Consider the following 18,510-nt stretch of genomic DNA (forward strand, 5'->3'; position numbering starts at 1 on the left):
AAATGAGACGAAGGGTTATTTTGGTGACAGATGGAGATGAATATGCAAAGCGAGCAATTGAGCTGTTAACAAAGGAGTTTGGCGGAAGGTGTATTTCAGCATCGCAAAGTAATCCGACGAAATTGACAGGGAAAAAGATTGTGGAGCTAATTATGCAAACGCCATATGACCCTGTATTTGTCATGTTTGATGATAGTGGATTTATAGGAGAAGGTTCAGGTGAAAAAGCGTTAAAATATGTGGCAATGCATAAACAAATTGATGTTCTTGGCATTTTAGCTGTTGCATCTAATACACATCATTGGGAGTGGGCGCGTGTAGATGTCAGCGTAGATCGAGAAGGCAGATTAACAGAATACGGTGTTGATAAATTTGGACTTCCTGATGGTGAAATTGGGAGAATTAATGGGGATACGATTTATTGTTTAGATGCATTAAATGTGCCTGTAATTGTTGGAATTGGTGATATAGGGAAAATGTGTGGAAATGATGAGTGGGAGCGAGGATCACCAATTACCAAAAAAGCAATTCAATTAATTTTAGAAAGAAGTGGGTTTTATGACGAAACAGAAGAAAGTTAATATTCCGATTTCTTCCTTCTTGAGTGATAATGAAAATTATTTAAAACAAACAGTTGGGCTTGGCGTCACATTTGATGTCGGGATTCGTAAGTTTCAAATTCTTGATAAAGAAATCGGTGTATTATTTGTAAATGGATTGTGTGATACAAATTACCTCATTCACATTTTGGAAGAAGCAGTAGATACAAATGAAATAAAAGATGTTGAAGAAGATACAGTTAAGCTTTTAGAAAATCGCCTTATCCATCAACAAGTAAGTAAAGTAAAAACGATGGATGAGGTAATGCTACAAGTATTATCGGGACTTGTTATTATCTTTGTGGAAGGTGAAACAGAGGCCTTTGCAATCGATGTTCGTAGTTATCCAGGACGAACACCAACAGAACCAGATACAGAAAAAGTAGTGCGCGGGGCAAGAGATGGTTTTGTAGAAAATATCATTGTAAATACAGGGCTAATAAGAAGGCGTATTCGCGATCCGCGCCTTCGAAACGAAATTATCCGGGTTGGGGATCGGTCACAAACGGATATTTGTATTACCTATGTTCAGGACGTTGCGAATCCAGATTTGGTAAAAATCATTAAGCAAGAACTAGAAAGTATTGAAGTAGATGGAATTACAATGGCTGACAAAACGATTGAAGAATTTTTAGTGAAGCAGGGTTATAATCCTTTCCCGCTTATTCGTTATACAGAAAGACCAGATGTAGCGGCAAATCATTTATTAGAAGGGCATGTATTAGTTATTGTTGATACATCTCCAAGTGTAATGATTACACCAACAACTTATTTTCATCATGTGCAGCACGCAGAAGAGTTTAGACAAAACCCGGCAGTTGGTACATTTTTACGATGGGTTCGTTTTGTAGGTATTATATTTTCTGTGTTTTTATTGCCGTTTTGGCTCGTTTTTGTGTTCGATCCAACGTTGTTACCAGAGAAGCTTGCTTTCATTGGACCAAATAAAATGACCCATCTCCCTATTATATTACAAATAATTATGGCCGATATTGGACTTGAGTTTTTGCGAATGGCATCGATTCATACACCAACTCCTTTATCATCAGCTACCGGCTTAATTTCAGCGATTTTAATTGGGCAAATTGCAATTGACGTTGGGTTATTTGTTCCAGAAGTTATTTTATATACAGCGGTTTCAATGATTGGAATATATGCAACACCAAGTTATGAATTAGGACTTGGAAACAAACTTGGAAAATTATTTGTCATTATTTTAACTGGTTTGTTCCATGAGATAGGATTTATAATTGGCATGACGATGTTAATTTTATTTTTAACGTCTATCAAAAGTTTACAAACACCATATTTATGGCCGTTTTTGCCATTTGACTGGGGGGCATTAAAAACAATATTATTACGCCCAGCCATGTCTAGTTTAAAAGTACGCCCAAGCATTGTACATCCACAAAATATACGTAGACAAAAATAAGCAGGAATCAATCTTCCTGCTTATTTTTTATTAGAAATTTATCGTATTTTAACAAAATCACAACATTTTTTTCGTACACTTAGAGTAGACATTGTGTATGAAAGGGGAAGAGGGCATGATTAAATTATTTGTAAGTGATTTAGATGATACACTTTTTTATAATGTAAGCAATATTCATAAGGAAGATGAAAAAGCACTTTGTTGGTTAGCGGAAAAAGGGACAAATATTTGCTTTGCTTCTGGTCGTTTTACGCATCGAATTCATGATGCAGTTAGGCAATTCTCATTTCCATATTACACGACAGGATTAAATGGTGCTACGATGCTATTACCAAACGGACAAATATTCCATGAATCGAAATTCAATGATGGAGTTGCCCAGGAAATATATCGATATATACATGAAAAAAGGCTAGCTGATATTGTGTGTGCAAAAGAGCAGAGATATACGAAAAAGAAAAATGAACATCATTATGTTTTTGAAGAATATATGGGTGTGCATATTGCTGAAATAGAAACATTAGAGGAGGAATTTGGTAAAACAATCCATCCTGCAAAGTTGTTTGTGTATGGAGAAGCAGAAAAGATTGTGACATTGGATCAAGAGCTAAGAGACACTTTTCATGAGCACGCTGAAATTTTTATTTCTGGAAAAGGATATGTAGATATTATGCCAATGGGGGTTAGTAAAGGAAGTGCTTTAAAACGTTTGATGGAGCATTTGAAAATTGAAGCGCATGAAGTAGCATGTATTGGTGATTCTTTTAATGACATTTCTATGTTTGAAGTAACACCGCATTCTTTTACTCTTCATCATGCACATCCATATGTGAAGGAAAAGGCATGTCATGTTGTTCGTTCTGTAGAGAAAGCGATTATGAAATTACCGTTGCTTATATAATAGATAAATCCATTTTGATTTTTCACATATAAGTTGCTATGAAAAACAAAAGGTGACCTGCACTCGTTTTCTCTCTTTGTTTTCACTTGGTATGGGGCAGGAAGAGGATCTGACCGCTTCTATGCACGGCCAGATGCTCTCTTCCACCTAAAAAGAAAGATTTTATGTCGGTTTTTTAATTTGGATTTATATAATAAAAAGCTCGTCAATGACGAGCTTTTTATTACTTAAATAATGATTTAATAAAATCAATGATACTAGAGAAGAAATCTTTTACTTTATCTAGGAAGCCTTGTCCTTCTTCAGATCCTAAAAATGCTGAAACATGTTCTTTCGCTTTATTTAATTGGCTACCAACTTGGTTCCAGTCAATATTTAAATTTTTCATTTTATCAAATAATGAAACTAAGCTATCTAATTGCTCATCTGTTAGTGTAATACCAAGTTGATCAGCAATTTTTTTAATTAGCGCACGTAAATCTTCTGTTGTTTTTGGCTGTTCTTTAGCAATTTCTTCTTTTACTTTCGCAACAAGTTGAACAGCTTTTTCGTCACCAATTTTGTCACCAAGTTTCGCTGTTTGTACCATTTCTTCGTTGGCTACTTTTTTTACTTCTTCAGGAATTTCTTTTTTCGATGTTGTTTCGTAAGCCTTCATTAATCCTGTTAAAGCAGCTGTTCCTGATACTTTAAATGGTGCTGTGATTTGGATCTCTGCATCTTTAACACCTGCTGTGATGAGTGCGTTTGTATACATTGCATCTGTTACCCAATTAATGTTTTTCGCTCGCACAATAAGACCTGATCCTGGTTTTGTATACGTAATTATAGAAGAGGAAATAGCTCTCGTACCAATTTGTGCTTTTGGAACAATACCCTCTAAAAATTTATGTTCTTCCGCATTAGATACAGTAATAATTTGCGCATCTTTTGGCGCTTTCATTTCTTTTAAAAGATCTTGTTTTTGTTGTTCAGATAAATTTTCTCCTAATGTAACGATTGATTCTCCCTCAATCACGTCTGCAAATGAAGCTGTTGGGATCATAAACACTGTAACAGCTAGTAGCAAAGCTAATAGTTTCGTTTTCACGAAAAATCGCTCCCTTTCTCTTTCTGAAATTTGCGGGCAACACAGTAATTATAGTATATTTTTAAAATTTGTCATCCGTCTTCTTGCTGATTTTAAAAAAGAAGTATACAGATTGTCGGATTCTTTTTGTTTCTGAGCACGAATATGGTAATATAGTGCTGAGATAGTTGAAAGGAGACATATACGTATGAAAACTTTAGGATACATATTAATGGAGAATGGTGAAAAAATTGAATTAGAATTTTTCCCAGAAGAAGCACCGAAAACAGTTGAAAATTTCAAAAAATTAGCAGATCAAGGATTCTATAATGGTGTTACATTCCACCGCGTTATTCCTGGTTTCGTAAGCCAAGGTGGAGACCCAACAGGAACAGGTGCAGGCGGTCCTGGTTACTCTATTCCATGTGAAACTGAAGGGAATCCGCATAGACATGTAGTTGGATCACTTTCTATGGCACATGCTGGCCGTAATACAGGTGGTAGCCAATTCTTCATCGTTCATGAGCCACAACCACATTTAGATGGTGTACATACTGTATTTGGTAAAGCGACAAGCGGTATTGAAACAGTATTAAACATGCGTCAAGGCGATGTAATGAAAGAAGTTAAAGTTTGGGAAGAATAAATTGAAGAGAGCAAAGTGCTCTCTTTTTATTTTTTTACTGTTAAATAATCATCATTCAAAAGCTTTATATGATATTAAGAGAAGATTGAAAACATGTAAGTATAAAATTTTGCTTTGTTCCATATTTGTAGTGGCAATCGGAGAAAAAATTTAAATTAAGAAAAGTTGTAATCTATAAACAGGAATTTGTGGGCAATATGCAGTAAATGATAAGAGAGAGTAAATGATAAAGTTATTATAGCTAACTAAATTGTTAGCGATAGAACTATTTTTGTAAAAATACATAGGATACAGTAAAGTTTTATTTCGTTATTCGTGGTTTATAAGTTTTGTAGTTCAATGCGTTATGCGAGAAGCTAAAAAGTTAGATGGAGTTTATTCATTAGCTTGAGAAAAGTAAATTCTCAATGAGAGAATTTCTTTTATTACTATACATTTGACTTTCCTACATTCTCTTTGTATGATTATCAAGTTGTTTTGGCAGCCCTTCTCACTATAGTGAAAATATTGTAAAATGGAGATGATATAGCAATAGTGGTAGAGGGGATACATGGTTTGTAACTTTTGTAAGAAGGGATAAGGTTTATGTTAATTCGTTTTAAAAAAAGTTATGAAAAGATTGCAATGGGGCTTCTTTCGTTTATGCCGACTGAAAAAGATGTTAAAATTTTACAATTGACAATGAAAGAATATGATAAAAATGATAGTTGGCAACTATATTTGTGGAAACAAAATGATGATTTTGTTGGGATAGTTGGAGTTATCAACGAAGAAAATGTATTACAGATTCAACATCTTAGTGTGAATCCATCTCATCGTCACATGGGGATTGGTACAAAGATGGTACAAGAATTAAAAAATAAGTTTCAAGGTATTACAATTTGTGGAAACGAACAAACAGCTAGTTTTTTTGAAAAGTGTAAGGGAATTGAACAAAATATACATTCATAAAAGCAGAGATGGAATTTGTGTCATCTCTGCTTTCTTTTTTTTAGTTGCTCGTTTCGTTCGGCAATTACATCATTTCTGTCACGCAATTTGTGTTTATGGATAATGTATTCAGTAGGTAGTGAATGAGCATCTTTCCAAGGAATCATTTTTTCTGTACATAATTGTAAGCATGTGTTTTCTAAAGAGGAATCTGAAAAAGGAAAAAATATAGGTGCAAAAGGTTCTTTTGATTGAATGGACTGTAATTGTTTTTGTAATATAGTTAAAAGTTTTGGGTAATCAAGACCTAATCTGTGTACTTGTATACTTTCCTTTTTTAAAATAGCAATGGCGCTTTTCATCATTCGCATTGAACCATTCCAATTTGAGCGTCTGTGATGGTATAAAGCAACTGCTATTTGAATAAAACCAACCCAGTAGTTTTCTCGCTCTCCTCGTGGTTTCAATTTCCAATATTCTTCTAGTACTTCGTGACATTCAAAGTAATCATAATCTCCATGAAAATGAATTAAAAATTGTATGTATGCTGTAGGATACATCCTTTTCGCTCCTGTCTAAACGGTCTTACGTACAGTTTATCATAAAGTGAAACTATGATGTGATCAATGGAGTTTTCTTTATCTACACTGATTATCAGCCCTCGCCAATCGGGCTTTTACGGGCAACCCGCCCCATACCTCACTTCTTTACTTTTGCTGAATTTTAAGGTGAGATCTTACTGCACGCGAATAGCGGGATAAATAATAAACGACTAGAGAATCTCTAGCCGTTTATTATATTCTGCATTAGCAGAAGCAAGCCGCGCCTACAATGATTAATAAGATAAAGAGCACAACAAGTAAAGCGAAACCGCCGTTAAAACCACAATCAATATGGCCCATAGTTTTTTTACCTCCTACATTGAACTTACTACACTTTTATCATATGAAGAGGTGGGCATTGTTGCATGGGCAGGTGTCTATTTTCAACTAAATTTCTGAAAAAGGTTGGATAGAACATAAGTATGCTCTATACTTATGTTGTTATAGAAAAAATGTGGTGGGATGCTTTGTGCAATATAATTTTAAAGTAGAGGCTTTTGAAGGGCCTTTAGATCTATTGTTACATTTAATTCATCGCTATGAAATTGATATATATAATATTCCTGTAGCGGAAATTACAGAGCAGTATTTATCTTATATTCATACGATGAAAGACTTGCAACTGGATGTTGCAAGTGAGTATTTGGTGATGGCTGCAACGCTATTGCAAATTAAAAGTAAAATGCTGTTACCGAAACAAGAGGAAGATGTACCTGATAATGGTGAAGACTTTATAGATGATCCCCGTCAAGAGTTGATGGAGCGGTTAATTGAATATAAAAAATATAAGCAAGTTGCTGCTGAATTAAAAGAGAGAGAACAAGAAAGAGCACAACTTTATACACGTTCACCAATCGATTTTACATCATTTCAGCAAGAAGAGGAGACAAGTTTACCTCTCGATATAACACTGTATGATATGTTAGCAGCATTTCAAAAACTTATGCGTCGTAAAAAATCAAAACGTCCAGTAACAACGCGAATTGCTCGTCAAGAAATACCGATTGAACAACGTATGAGTGATATTTTACAGCAATTAGAAACAGCGGAAGGACGCCAAAGTTTTTATGATTTATTCGTTGATGAAGAGCGCGAAGTAATGGTTGTAACGTTTTTAGCCATACTCGAACTTATGAAAAACCAACAAATTATTATTGAGCAAGAACACAATTTTGATGAAATCTTTTTGACTCGCTCTAAAGTTTAGTAAAACTCCCATTTCAAAATTGTGAGGAAAACTAGCAGTAAGTATTTGATTAGTCAAAACGAATGATCAGTGGAAATAATCCCCGCTGATCATGGTTTCGCATAATTTTGTTTGGAACGATAAAAGGAATGTTGGACCGGTCGCAATATACTGTGATTCGGTTTTTATTGTGGATATTTTTGTATGGAAAGATATGAGAAAGGAGATTGTATGTTGGATAGAAAAGAACAGATGGCAATTGTTGAGGGGCTTTTATTTGTTGCGGGTGATGAAGGAGTCTATCCGGAACAAATTGCAAAAGTACTTGAAATTGAAGTGAAAGATGTAATTCAGATTATCGAGGAAATGCAAAGGGAATGTGAAGGTGTACAGCGAGGGTTGCAAATTGTACAATTTGCAAAAGTGTATCGCTTTGCCACAAAAAAAGAACATGCGCCTTATTATCAAAAATTAATGGATACACCAACAGCAGCGTCTCTTTCCCAGGCTGCTCTTGAAACATTGGCGATTGTTGCTTATCGCCAGCCAATTACAAGAACGGAAATGGAAGAAATTCGTGGTGTGAAAACAGATCGAGCACTGCAAACATTGGTATCGCACTTACTTATAAAAGAAACGGGCCGGGCAGAAGGACCAGGGCGCCCTATTTTATATGGTACTACGAAAGAGTTCTTAGATACCTTTGGACTTCAAACATTAGATGATTTACCAACCCTTTCTGAAGAAAATGAACAAATGAATGAAGCTGACTTATTCTTTGGATCCTTGCAGGAATTGTCAAAATCGTAGCTTAGCGCATTGCTAAGCTTTTTTGTATATGAAATACGACTCGTGCCATACTAAATGAAAAAAGGAGACGAATTATGAAAATTGTACGGATTATTCTATTGCTAGTTTCTGTTTTAATATGTTTTTCATTAAACAGCACATCTGTCAAAAGATATATGACGTCTGTTCATACTGTGTCCTCTTTTTCCAAGCAACGTCCACATTTAGGAAGAATGAAAGTGAGTTTTTTTAAGGTAGGACAAGGTGATGCCACACTTATTATTTTACCTAATGGTCAAACAATGTTAATCGATGGAGGACCTTATGAGGCTGGAGAGGTAATTATTCAGAAATTAATTGAAAAAGGAATTAACCATTTAGATGTTGTGGTAGGGACGCATCCAGATATGGATCATATAGGAGGGCTTATACCGATTATAGAACAAATGCCAGTTTCACTTGTATTAGATAGCGGCAAAACCTATAGTTCTTTTACATATCATACGTATAGGAACGATATTAAAAAGAGGGGAATTCCATTTGTTCGTGTAAAACAAGGACAGCATATACCGTTAGATCCCCAAGTTTCAATTCAAGTATTAAATAATGGGAAGTCAAAGGATGAAAATAATGAATCATCAATTGTTTTAAAAGTTCGATATGGTAAAGCTGATTTTTTGCTAATGGGAGATGCGGATATACAAACTGAAAAGAAAATAATAAAGCAATATGATGTACATGCTGATGTTTTAAAGGTAGGTCACCACGGTTCATATACGTCAACTAGTGAACAATTTTTAGAGGAGGCAAACCCTCAATTTGCTATTCTTTCTTATGATAAAAAAAATCCATATGGGCATCCACATCAAAGTGTAGTAAACAGGTTAAAGAGATATGGTGTCATGACATATACAACGGATAAACGAACGGTAGAAATTGAAACGGATGGAGACCATATTGCAATATGGTCAAATACGCCGCTTCCATTGTTAAAGTAAAGAAGTAGTTAAAACTGTATAATAGAATGCTAAGTAGGAAAATGGAAACAAGGAATTGGTATTCGTTTTCATAAAAGATGCATTGTCTCCTTTTGGAAAAAAAGAATAATATATATTATAATTAAAGAAGATAAATTTCCTTTTTTACTAAGAGAAGAGGAAATTTCATTTGAATGTATAGACAACTACTCATGTATATATTAAGATGGGTTTAGACAAATAGGTAATAATAACAAGTAGGTATTCCATGGGAAAGGATCGATGAAAATGAAAACGCAAGTTGTCATCAATGCCAAAATTTATACAGGTCACGAAGTAATGGGAAGTGGATTTATTCGTTACGCAGAAAAAATTGAAGAAATTGGTTTGATGGCTCAATATGTATCACAAGAAAATGAAACGGTTTTTGACGCAGAAGGAAAAATTGTGATTCCAGGTATGATCGATGTTCATATTCATGGTGGATACGATATTGATGCGATGGATGCGAATAGCGATGGGTTAGTAACTCTTGGTAAAGAAATGTTAAAAGAAGGGGTTACAACTTATTTCCCAACAACAATGACGCAAGCTCCAGAAGCAATTGAAGCGGCTTTAAGTGCTGCAAAAGAAGCGAAAGAAAAAGGAGCGCATTTTGAATATATTCATTTAGAAGGACCATATGTTTCAAAAAAACGTGCAGGGGCGCAACCTCTTGAACATATCGTTCCGGCGAATATTGAACAATTTAAACAATGGCAAGAAGCAAGTGGCAATCTAATTAAATTAGTAACGTATGCACCAGAAGAAGAAGGCGCAGTAGAATTTGAAAAGTATCTTGCTGAAACGAGTGTTGTTGGTACAATGGGCCATACAGATGCAGTTGATGCACAATTGAAAAGTAGAAACATTACACATGCTACACACTTATACAATCAAATGCGCGGTTTACATCACCGTGAACCAGGTGTTGTCGGTCACGTGTTATTGAACCCAAATGTAATGGTTGAAGTGATTACAGATGGTATTCACATTCACCCAGATATGGTGAAATTAGCATATAAATTAAAAGGTCCTAAAAAAGTAAGTGTCATTACTGATGCGATGCGTGCAAAAGGTTTAGAAGATGGATTGTATGAGCTTGGTGGACAGCCTGTACATGTGAAAGATGGCAGCGCTCGTTTAGAAGACGGAACGTTAGCGGGTAGTATCTTGAAAATGGACCAAGCATTCCGAAATGTAATTGAATTTACAGGATGCTCGATTGAGGACGCTGTACTTATGACATCAGTTAACCAAGCAGAAGAGTTTGGATTAACGAATAAAGGGGCATTAACAGTAGGAAAAGATGCGGACTTTGTTGTCATGACGGAAGATCTACATGTATATGATACGGTTCGATTAGGAATTCATATGAAGGAAGGGAAGTAAATAGATGAATATTCTTGTTGTAAAAACGCCAGAAGAATTAGCAGAAGCAGGTTGTAAATTAATTGAAGAAGTTGTAAAATCAAAGGAAAATCCAACGTTAGGAATGGCTACAGGAAGCTCTCCACTTGGTATTTATGCAGAAATGCGAAAAAATAAACTTGATACAAGCCGTGTAACCACTGTAAACTTAGATGAGTACGTAAATTTACCACACGAAGATAAAAACAGCTATCATTATTTTATGCAAGAACAGTTGTTTAATCATCTTCCCTTTAAAGAAACTTATGTACCAAACGGGATGGCAAGTGATTTAGAAGAAGAGTGCAAGCGTTATGAAGGCATTCTAGCAGCTAACCCAGTTGATCTACAGATTCTTGGAATCGGTGAAAACGGTCACATCGGATTTAACGAACCAGGAACATCTTTTGATTCTCCAACTAACATTGTTGAATTAACAGAGTCTACACGCCAAGCAAACCTTCGTTTCTTTGAAAAAGAAGAAGATGTACCAACTCATGCAATTACAATGGGGATTGGAAGCATCATGAAAGCGAAACAAATTCTACTTGTTGCTATGGGACCGAAAAAAGCAGAAGCAATCAGAGAATTATTGCAAGGTGAGTATAGCGAAGCGTGTCCTGCTACAGTGCTGCAACGTCATCCGAATGTAACCGTAATCGCAGATCCAGAAGCTCTATCTTTATGCAGTGAGGCGATTGCTGATGAACATCGACAAGTATTCACCATTTCCGATCTATTATCAGATTCAAGAGTGGGTGAAACAGCTAATTGAGGACGGTGAATGGACGCCGGGAGATAAAATTCCATCTGAGAATGAACTTTGTGATAAGTTCGAAGTAAGTCGCATGACGATCAGACAGGCAATTAATAATTTAGTGGAACAAGGGTATTTATATCGAAAGCGTGGAATTGGAACGTTTGTTCAGCTTCCAAAAGTGGAGCAAAAACTGCAAGGGATGACGGGATTTACAGAGGATATGCTTTCCCGTGGTATGAAACCGAGCAGTCAGTTATTAAGCTTCCGCCTAGTTTCAGCTACTGCTAAAATAGCAGACCGGCTTAGAATTCAAGAGGGGGAATCGGTGTATGAAGTGAGGCGTATCCGCTTAGCCGATGACGAACCGATTGCTTTTGAGACAACATATTTGTCGCCAACTCTTGTAAAAGATATTAACGAAGAAATTTTGCAACAATCTTTATACGAACATTTAGAGAAAAAGTTAGGCTTTAAACTTGTTCGTGCTACCCAAGCAATTGAAGCTTCAATTGCAACGGATGATGAAGCGGAACATCTGTATATACCTAAAAAAGCACCTGTGCTTGTAATGAGACAATGGTCATATGCAGAAGGTGAATTACCGTTAGAATATGTGAAATGTATTTATCGTGGTGATCGTTATAAGTTCATTACGAGTATTTCACGAAACAAGTAGTGTATTTTATTTTGTGAAATACATTAAACTTTCAATTCATTGGGTATGTAGAGAAACAAAAATACGACTCATCCTTACAGGGAATGAGTCGTATTTTTGTTTTGTTTTGAGTTGTAAGTTACCACGTGTTCTACAGCGTCTTTTACAGAGTCTACGACATAATGTGCATGTTCTTTCACTGCATCGTCAGCTTGTGACATGGCAAAGCTATGAGATGTTAAATTGAACATAGGAATATCATTGTAAGAATCACCGATACAAGCAATTTCTTCAGGTTCTATTTGGAACTCTTGTAATAAAATAGAGATTGCTGATCCTTTGCTAATATTTGGTGGCATGACATCTAAGCATTGTTCAGCGGAGATAAAGGTACTGACTTTGCCGCTAAATTTCTCATTGATTTTTTTCTGAAGTACTTGTAAGTCTTCTTTTGTGCCTCCAACAGAAATTTTATTAGGAAAAATTGTATCATCAATTTTTTGTAATAAGTTTGGTTCTTCAACAGAAGTCATTGTAACTTGTTTCTCAAGTTCATGAATAAATGGTGTTTTTTCCTCAATGTAATAATTATATTCATCACTTACATAACGAAAATACGGTTCTTCTTTCGTCATCGCTAACAAATCTGGCAAAATGCTCGAATCAAATGTTGCAGACAATAATTGTTTATTCTCATGAGTATATACGAATACACCATTTATGCTAATGCGATGGAAGTTGGTACCAACCTCTTTCATTAAACCAGCGATTTCATTATCAAGCCTACCGGAGGCGAAACAAAGAATCACATTTTGTTCTGCAAGATTGCGAAGAGCTGTAACATCTTGCTCATCAATCATGCCGCCATGTTGCATCATTGTGCCGTCAATATCGCTTACAAACATTTTAATCATGTTGCAATCTCCTTTCTATGTACATTTGCTCTTACATTATACGCATCTCGTGCAATCATGTCTAAAAAATGAATTTTTCTAAAATGGTAGATGTTTTGCATTGACGAAAAAGAAGGATGTTCTGTAACATAAAAGTAGGCTATTTAAGTACGAGGGTGGTGTTATATGAATAGTTATCTAGAAATTAAAAAAGTTTTAAATAATAATGTAATCATTGCGAGTCATCAGGAACACGAGGAAGTAGTAGTGATTGGCAAGGGAATTGGATTTGGAAAGAAAACGAAAGATGTATTAAAGGCGGAGCAAATTGAAAAAATGTTTGTTTTAAAAAATGAACGTGACCGTGAACAATATAAGCTTTTAGTGCCACATGTGAGCGAGAAGTTAATTGAACTGATGAACGATATTATGATGTATATTCAAGAAAAGGCGCAGTCACCATTAAACGAGCATATTCATATTGCCTTAACCGATCATATTTCTTTTGCAATTAAAAGACTGAAACAGGGCTTTACAATAGATAATCCTTTTTTAGTTGAAACAAAAATGCTGTATCCAGAAGAGTACAAAATTGCTGAAGGAGTTGTACAACTTTTAAATTCCCGTTTGCAAATTACATTGCCAGAAGGGGAAATTGGCTTTATTGCACTTCATATTTATAGTTCACTCACAAATTCTGATGTATCTGCTGTTAATCAAAACTCCCGTCTTATTGCAAAGCTTGTTTCATTAATTGAAACAAATCTACACCTTGCATTAGATCCAGAAAGTATTCATTATTTACGCCTTATTCGTCATTTACAATATGCAATTGAACGAGTGAAAAAGGGAGAGAAGGTAGAAGAAGCACAAGGGTTTGCTGAGTTATTAAAAGCAGAGTATCCAGTTTGTTATAATCTAGCTTGGAAGCTTGTGAAGGTGATGCAGAAAGAATTACAGCTCCCTGTATATGAAGCGGAGAGTATTTATTTAACGATGCATTTGCAAAGATTAGTAAAAGCAGAACATGTGTAAAAGACATATATTTTTGTCTAAAATGAAAACGTTAAAAAAAATGATTGAATCGCTTACAATTGTTTTGTATAATAAGTCATGCAAAGTTATACAAAATTCGACAAACAAGTTAAGGCAAACAACGAAAACGTTTGCTTTAAAGTAGTGAACTTATACGTAAACCTATTTTTGACACGTGTTACTGATTCGATCAGGCATGAGTGGAGAAAAGTCAGGAATGTAAGCTAGAGAAAGGGACATACTACCCTTTGTATAGCTATCGTTCTATCTTTTTTTCCTCATGCCTTTTCGGCGTTTGTCGAAAAGCACAATATAGATAAGAGAGGAAGGGTTTTCATGTTTAAGAATATCTTTGGTGTTCTTCAAAAAGTCGGAAAAGCGCTTATGCTTCCAGTAGCAATTTTACCGGCTGCAGGTATTTTACTTGGATTTGGTAATGCATTTCAAAATCCACAGTTAACAAATCTAGTTCCTGCTTTAAAGGCAGATTGGTTTGTTCTAGTTGCAAAAATTATGGAACAATCTGGTGATATTATTTTCGCAAACCTTGCATTATTATTCGCAGTAGGGGTTGCCATCGGATTAGCAGGTGGAGACGGAGTAGCTGGGTTAGCAGCCTTCGTTGGATACTTAATTATGAACAAAACGATGAGCGTATTCTTAGGAGTAGAAAAATTTGTTACAATTGTAAGTGACAAAGTTCCAGTTAAAACTGGTTTTACAGATCAAGCGTATGCAAATGTATTAGGTATTCCGACACTTCAAACGGGAGTGTTTGGGGGTATTCTTGTCGGGATATTAGCAGCATATTGCTATAATAAATACTTCAATATTGAATTACCATCATACTTAGGATTCTTTGCAGGTAAGCGTTTCGTACCGATCGCAACAGCAACATTCTCTTTACTTTTAGGGATTGTAATGTGCTTTATTTGGCCGACAATTCAAGGTGGTTTGAATGCATTCTCACATCAAATGATCGATGCGAATAAAACGTTAGCGGCATTTGTGTTTGGTTTAATTGAGCGTTCTTTAATTCCATTTGGATTACATCATATTTTCTATGCACCATTCTGGTTTGAGTTTGGTCAATATACAAGTGCGGCGGGTGACATTATCCACGGTGACCAAAAGATCTTTATGGCACAATTAAAAGATGGTGTTGAGTTAACAGCTGGTACATTTACAACAGGTAAATATCCGTTCATGATGTTCGGTCTTCCAGCAGCAGCTTTAGCAATGTATCATGAAGCACGTCCAGAAAATAAAAAATTAGCAGCTGGTATTTTAGGATCTGCTGCGTTAACATCTTTCCTAACAGGTATTACAGAACCACTTGAATTTTCATTCTTATTCGTAGCACCAGTACTGTTCGGAATACATGCTATATTTGCTGGTTTATCGTTTATGACAATGCACATTTTAGGTGTTAAAATTGGGATGACATTCTCTGGTGGTTTAATTGACTTTATGCTATTTGGTGTCTTACCAGGCCGTACAGCATGGTGGTGGGTAATTGTTGTTGGTCTTGCACTTGCAGTAATTTACTACTTCGGATTCCGCTTTGCAATCCGCAAATGGGATCTAAAAACACCTGGTCGTGAAGTAACAACAGATACTGATGGCGCAGGGAAAACAGAAGCAGGTGAACTTCCACGTGAAGTATTAGTAGCACTAGGTGGTAAAGAGAATATTGCTTCTTTAGATGCTTGTATTACACGTTTACGTGTTCAAGTTAACGAACAAAAAAATGTAAACAAAGATCGTTTGAAAGAACTTGGGGCAGCGGGAGTGCTTGAAGTAGGAAATAACATTCAAGCTATTTTTGGACCAAAATCTGACACATTAAAATCACAAATTCATGATATTATGTCGGGTCGTACACCTCATGTTGAAAAAGAAAAACCTGTAAAAGTAGAAGAAACTGTACAAAAAGCGGATACAAATGAAACAATTGTATCTCCGATTGAAGGTAAAATTCTACCGATTACAGAAGTTCCTGATCAAGTATTTTCAGGGAAAATGATGGGGGATGGATTCGCAATTGAGCCAGCAGAAGGAACAGTCGTTTCTCCAGTTGACGGTGAGATTGTCAATGTCTTCCCAACAAAACATGCAATTGGTATTCAATCTGAAGGTGGAAAAGAAATTTTAATTCACTTCGGTATTGATACTGTAAAATTAAATGGTGAAGGTTTTGAAGCACTTGTCACGCAAGGTGATAAAGTGAAACAAGGACAACCATTATTGAAAGTAGATATCGCATTTGTAAAAGAAAATGCACCATCTATTATTACACCAATTATTTTTACGAATTTAGGGCAAGGACAACAAGTTGAATTGAAAAAAGAAGGCAATGTCAAGAAAGGCGAAGCCGATATTATTGACATTCAGTAAGAAATTGACGCAAAATGTCTATAATTATAATGGGCGATGTGGTTGACCGAACATCGCCTATTATATACAATAGATGATGTAGTACTAACGTCTATACAACCGAAAAAATACTGTATTTAAAGGAGATAGATTATTATGGAAAAAATCTTTAAAGTAACTAGCGACTCAGGGATTCATGCTCGTCCAGCAACTCTACTTGTAAACACTGCAAGCAAATTCGGTGCTGATATTAACTTAGAGTATAACGGTAAAAACGTTAACTTAAAATCAATCATGGGTGTTATGTCTTTAGGTATTCAACAAGGCGCAGAAATTAAAATCACTGCAAATGGTGATGATGCAGCTCAAGCACTAGCAGCTATCGAAGAAACTATGAAAAACGAAGGATTAGGAGAATAATGACTCTTAACATTCAAGGGATCGCTGCATCAAGTGGGATTGCTATTGCGAAGGCTTTCAGACTTGAGAATCCTGAATTTAACATTGAAAAGAAAACGATTACGAACGAAGCTACAGAAATTGTACGCTTAGACGCTGCGCTTGAGAAAGCAAAATCTGAACTAGAAGCAATTAAAGACCATGCTTTTGCTGAGCTTGGTGCTGATAAAGCTGCTATCTTTGAAGCACATTTACTAGTATTGAATGATCCAGAACTAGTAAATCCAGTAAAAGATAAAGTAAATAATGAAAAAGTAAATGCTGAATTTGCAATGGACGAAGTTGCAACAATGTTCATTACTATGTTTGAAAACATGGATAATGAATATATGAAAGAGCGTGCAGCGGATATTCGCGACGTAACAAAACGCGTTCTTGCACATTTACTAGGAATTAACTTCTCAAATCCAAGTACGATTTCTGAAGAAGTAATTATTATTGCTGAAGATTTAACACCATCTGATACAGCACAATTAAACCGTAACTATGCAAAAGGTTTCACGACTGATATTGGTGGACGTACATCTCACTCTGCAATTATGGCTCGTTCTATGGAAATTCCAGCTGTTGTTGGTACGAAAGTTGTTATGGAGAAAATCCAAAACGGCGATATCGTAATTATCGACGGTCTAGATGGAGAAGTAATTGTAAACCCATCTGAAGAAACGCTTCGTACTTTCAAAGAAAAGAAAGCAAAATTCGAAGAACAAAAAGTTGAATGGGCGAAATTAAAAGATCAAGCAACTGTAACAAGTGATGGGCATCATGTTGAGCTTGTTGCAAACATCGGAACACCAAATGATGTACAAGGTATCATCGACAATGGTGGAGAAGGCGTTGGCTTATACCGTACAGAATTCTTATATATGGGTCGTGACAATCTTCCAACAGAAGAAGAGCAGTTCGAAGCATATAAAGCAGTTCTTGAAGGTGTAAAAGCAGATCAACCAGTTGTTGTTCGTACACTTGACATCGGTGGAGATAAAGAGCTTCCATACTTACATTTACCAAAAGAAATGAACCCATTCTTAGGTTACCGTGCGATTCGCTTATGCCTTGAAGAACAAGATGTGTTCCGTACACAACTTCGTGCATTACTTCGTGCAAGCGTATATGGTAATTTAAAAATTATGTTCCCAATGATTGCAACTCTTGATGAATTCCGTCAAGCAAAAGCAATTTTATTAGAAGAGAAAGAAAGACTTGTTCAAGCTGGTACAACTGTTTCTGATGCTATTGAAGTAGGTATGATGGTAGAAATCCCCGCTTCTGCAGTATTAGCAGATCAGTTTGCAAAAGAAGTTGATTTCTTCTCTATCGGAACAAACGACCTAATCCAATACACAATGGCTGCAGACCGTATGAATGAACGTGTATCTTACTTATACCAACCGTATAATCCATCTATTTTACGCCTTGTAAAAATGGTTATCGATGCTGCTCATAAAGAAGGAAAATGGGCTGGTATGTGTGGTGAGATGGCAGGAGATTCACTTGCAATCCCGTTACTACTTGGATTAGGATTAGATGAATTCAGTATGAGTGCAACATCTATCCTTCCTGCAAGAACACAACTAAGCAAGTTGTCAAAAGCACAAATGGAAGAGTTAGCACAAAAAGCATTAACAATGTCAACTGCTGAAGAAGTTGTTGAATTAGTTAAAAGCATCTAATAATAAAAGAAAACCTGAGCCGATTGAAATCGGTCTCAGGTTTTTTTATATACTAAATTTAGATGTGATTTTTGTAACT

19 protein-coding genes are annotated in these 18,510 nt (G+C 35.8%); 15 read left to right on the forward strand and 4 right to left on the reverse strand.

The features are described 5' to 3' along the window. Window positions 1–2 precede the first annotated feature (2 nt). From spoVAEA to JDS96_RS18190, 3 genes are all read left to right on the forward strand, one after another. Window positions 3–581 (forward strand): stage V sporulation protein SpoVABEA, encoded by a 579-nt coding sequence (spoVAEA, locus tag JDS96_RS18180; RefSeq protein WP_026008598.1) that lies wholly within the window; start codon window positions 3–5, stop codon window positions 579–581. Next, entirely contained in the window at window positions 559–2,031 is a 1,473-nt protein-coding gene (locus JDS96_RS18185; RefSeq protein ID WP_199667621.1) for a spore germination protein, read from the forward strand. Before spoVAEA ends, JDS96_RS18185 begins: the two co-directional genes overlap by 23 nt. Window positions 2,032–2,128: 97 nt before the next feature. Then, entirely contained in the window at window positions 2,129–2,932 is an 804-nt protein-coding gene (locus JDS96_RS18190; protein ID WP_199667622.1) for a Cof-type HAD-IIB family hydrolase, read from the forward strand. 223 nt (window positions 2,933–3,155) lie between these two features. Here JDS96_RS18190 and JDS96_RS18195 read toward each other — a convergent pair whose 3' ends face one another. Continuing rightward, window positions 3,156–4,022, reverse strand: coding sequence for a DUF1002 domain-containing protein (locus JDS96_RS18195; RefSeq protein ID WP_006095863.1), 867 nt, complete (start codon window positions 4,020–4,022; stop codon window positions 3,156–3,158). Window positions 4,023–4,209: 187 nt separating this feature from the next. Between JDS96_RS18195 and JDS96_RS18200 the strand changes: the two genes are divergently transcribed. Both JDS96_RS18200 and JDS96_RS18205 read left to right on the forward strand, forming a co-directional pair. Then, window positions 4,210–4,647 carry a peptidylprolyl isomerase gene (locus JDS96_RS18200; protein ID WP_003208377.1) on the forward strand — a complete coding sequence of 146 codons (438 nt, stop codon included), beginning with the start codon at window positions 4,210–4,212 and terminating at the stop codon, window positions 4,645–4,647. Between the two features lie 585 nt (window positions 4,648–5,232). After that, window positions 5,233–5,598, forward strand: a complete 366-nt coding sequence (locus JDS96_RS18205; protein ID WP_006095861.1) for a GNAT family N-acetyltransferase — start codon at window positions 5,233–5,235, stop codon at window positions 5,596–5,598. 20 nt (window positions 5,599–5,618) lie between these two features. On the opposite strand, the gene JDS96_RS18210 is transcribed toward JDS96_RS18205, so the two are convergent. After that, window positions 5,619–6,137, reverse strand: coding sequence for a DUF309 domain-containing protein (locus JDS96_RS18210; protein ID WP_003199975.1), 519 nt, complete (start codon window positions 6,135–6,137; stop codon window positions 5,619–5,621). A gap of 246 nt (window positions 6,138–6,383) precedes the next feature. Then, window positions 6,384–6,479, reverse strand: a complete 96-nt coding sequence (locus JDS96_RS18215; RefSeq protein WP_018766085.1) for a YjcZ family sporulation protein — start codon at window positions 6,477–6,479, stop codon at window positions 6,384–6,386. Window positions 6,480–6,648: 169 nt separating this feature from the next. Here JDS96_RS18215 and JDS96_RS18220 point away from each other — a divergent pair, with 169 nt between their 5' ends. The 6 genes from JDS96_RS18220 (at window position 6,649) to phnF (ending at window position 12,016) form a co-directional block, all read left to right on the forward strand. Beyond that, window positions 6,649–7,386, forward strand: coding sequence for a segregation/condensation protein A (locus JDS96_RS18220; protein ID WP_003199977.1), 738 nt, complete (start codon window positions 6,649–6,651; stop codon window positions 7,384–7,386). A gap of 213 nt (window positions 7,387–7,599) precedes the next feature. Then, window positions 7,600–8,175 (forward strand): SMC-Scp complex subunit ScpB, encoded by a 576-nt coding sequence (gene scpB, locus JDS96_RS18225; protein WP_018766084.1) that lies wholly within the window; start codon window positions 7,600–7,602, stop codon window positions 8,173–8,175. Window positions 8,176–8,249: 74 nt separating this feature from the next. Next, window positions 8,250–9,152: a ComEC/Rec2 family competence protein gene (locus tag JDS96_RS18230; protein ID WP_199667623.1), complete on the forward strand. Its 903-nt coding sequence runs from the start codon at window positions 8,250–8,252 to the stop codon at window positions 9,150–9,152. Window positions 9,153–9,419: 267 nt separating this feature from the next. Then, on the forward strand, window positions 9,420–10,562 hold the full coding sequence (nagA, locus tag JDS96_RS18235; protein ID WP_033797066.1) for an N-acetylglucosamine-6-phosphate deacetylase: 1,143 nt from the start codon (window positions 9,420–9,422) through the stop codon (window positions 10,560–10,562). A 4-nt stretch (window positions 10,563–10,566) separates the two neighbouring features. Beyond that, entirely contained in the window at window positions 10,567–11,355 is a 789-nt protein-coding gene (nagB, locus tag JDS96_RS18240) for a glucosamine-6-phosphate deaminase (RefSeq protein ID WP_006095860.1), read from the forward strand. Continuing rightward, on the forward strand, window positions 11,285–12,016 hold the full coding sequence (gene phnF / locus JDS96_RS18245) for a phosphonate metabolism transcriptional regulator PhnF (RefSeq protein ID WP_199667624.1): 732 nt from the start codon (window positions 11,285–11,287) through the stop codon (window positions 12,014–12,016). Before nagB ends, phnF begins: the two co-directional genes overlap by 71 nt. Window positions 12,017–12,090: 74 nt before the next feature. On the opposite strand, the gene JDS96_RS18250 is transcribed toward phnF, so the two are convergent. Continuing rightward, on the reverse strand, window positions 12,091–12,909 hold the full coding sequence (locus JDS96_RS18250; protein WP_199667625.1) for an HAD family hydrolase: 819 nt from the start codon (window positions 12,907–12,909) through the stop codon (window positions 12,091–12,093). 165 nt (window positions 12,910–13,074) lie between these two features. On the opposite strand from JDS96_RS18250, the gene glcT reads away from it, so the two are divergent. From glcT to ptsP, 4 genes are all read left to right on the forward strand, one after another. Then, window positions 13,075–13,923, forward strand: coding sequence for a glucose PTS transporter transcription antiterminator GlcT (glcT, locus tag JDS96_RS18255; protein WP_199667626.1), 849 nt, complete (start codon window positions 13,075–13,077; stop codon window positions 13,921–13,923). 336 nt (window positions 13,924–14,259) lie between these two features. Beyond that, complete coding sequence (gene ptsG, locus JDS96_RS18260) at window positions 14,260–16,320, forward strand: glucose-specific PTS transporter subunit IIBC (protein ID WP_006095858.1); 2,061 nt, start codon at window positions 14,260–14,262, stop codon at window positions 16,318–16,320. A gap of 135 nt (window positions 16,321–16,455) precedes the next feature. Beyond that, window positions 16,456–16,719 (forward strand): phosphocarrier protein HPr, encoded by a 264-nt coding sequence (gene ptsH / locus JDS96_RS18265; protein ID WP_000411078.1) that lies wholly within the window; start codon window positions 16,456–16,458, stop codon window positions 16,717–16,719. Continuing rightward, window positions 16,719–18,431 carry a phosphoenolpyruvate--protein phosphotransferase gene (ptsP, locus tag JDS96_RS18270; protein ID WP_199667627.1) on the forward strand — a complete coding sequence of 571 codons (1,713 nt, stop codon included), beginning with the start codon at window positions 16,719–16,721 and terminating at the stop codon, window positions 18,429–18,431. The genes ptsH and ptsP overlap by 1 nt, the downstream gene beginning before the upstream one ends. Window positions 18,432–18,510: the final 79 nt, after the last annotated feature.

Source organism: Bacillus cereus group sp. N21 (genome assembly GCF_016483395.1).
In the GTDB taxonomy this organism is placed as follows: Bacteria; Bacillota; Bacilli; order Bacillales; family Bacillaceae_G; genus Bacillus_A; species Bacillus_A pseudomycoides.

Bases quoted from the DNA above. Each gene is read 5' to 3' on its own strand.
- ptsG (WP_006095858.1), top strand. From the start codon at position 14,260: ATGTTTAAGAATATCTTTGGTGTTCTTCAAAAAGTCGGAAAAGCGCTT.
- ptsH (WP_000411078.1), top strand. From the start codon at position 16,456: ATGGAAAAAATCTTTAAAGTAACTAGCGACTCAGGGATTCATGCTCGT.
- JDS96_RS18200 (WP_003208377.1), top strand. From the start codon at position 4,210: ATGAAAACTTTAGGATACATATTAATGGAGAATGGTGAAAAAATTGAA.
- JDS96_RS18205 (WP_006095861.1), top strand. From the start codon at position 5,233: ATGTTAATTCGTTTTAAAAAAAGTTATGAAAAGATTGCAATGGGGCTT.
- nagB (WP_006095860.1), top strand. From the start codon at position 10,567: ATGAATATTCTTGTTGTAAAAACGCCAGAAGAATTAGCAGAAGCAGGT.
- JDS96_RS18190 (WP_199667622.1), top strand. From the start codon at position 2,129: ATGAAAGGGGAAGAGGGCATGATTAAATTATTTGTAAGTGATTTAGAT.
- JDS96_RS18215 (WP_018766085.1), bottom strand. From the start codon at position 6,479: ATGGGCCATATTGATTGTGGTTTTAACGGCGGTTTCGCTTTACTTGTT.
- glcT (WP_199667626.1), top strand. From the start codon at position 13,075: ATGAATAGTTATCTAGAAATTAAAAAAGTTTTAAATAATAATGTAATC.
- ptsP (WP_199667627.1), top strand. From the start codon at position 16,719: ATGACTCTTAACATTCAAGGGATCGCTGCATCAAGTGGGATTGCTATT.
- phnF (WP_199667624.1), top strand. From the start codon at position 11,285: ATGAACATCGACAAGTATTCACCATTTCCGATCTATTATCAGATTCAA.
- spoVAEA (WP_026008598.1), top strand. From the start codon at position 3: ATGAGACGAAGGGTTATTTTGGTGACAGATGGAGATGAATATGCAAAG.
- JDS96_RS18250 (WP_199667625.1), bottom strand. From the start codon at position 12,909: ATGATTAAAATGTTTGTAAGCGATATTGACGGCACAATGATGCAACAT.
- JDS96_RS18185 (WP_199667621.1), top strand. From the start codon at position 559: ATGACGAAACAGAAGAAAGTTAATATTCCGATTTCTTCCTTCTTGAGT.
- nagA (WP_033797066.1), top strand. From the start codon at position 9,420: ATGAAAACGCAAGTTGTCATCAATGCCAAAATTTATACAGGTCACGAA.
- JDS96_RS18210 (WP_003199975.1), bottom strand. From the start codon at position 6,137: ATGTATCCTACAGCATACATACAATTTTTAATTCATTTTCATGGAGAT.
- JDS96_RS18230 (WP_199667623.1), top strand. From the start codon at position 8,250: ATGAAAATTGTACGGATTATTCTATTGCTAGTTTCTGTTTTAATATGT.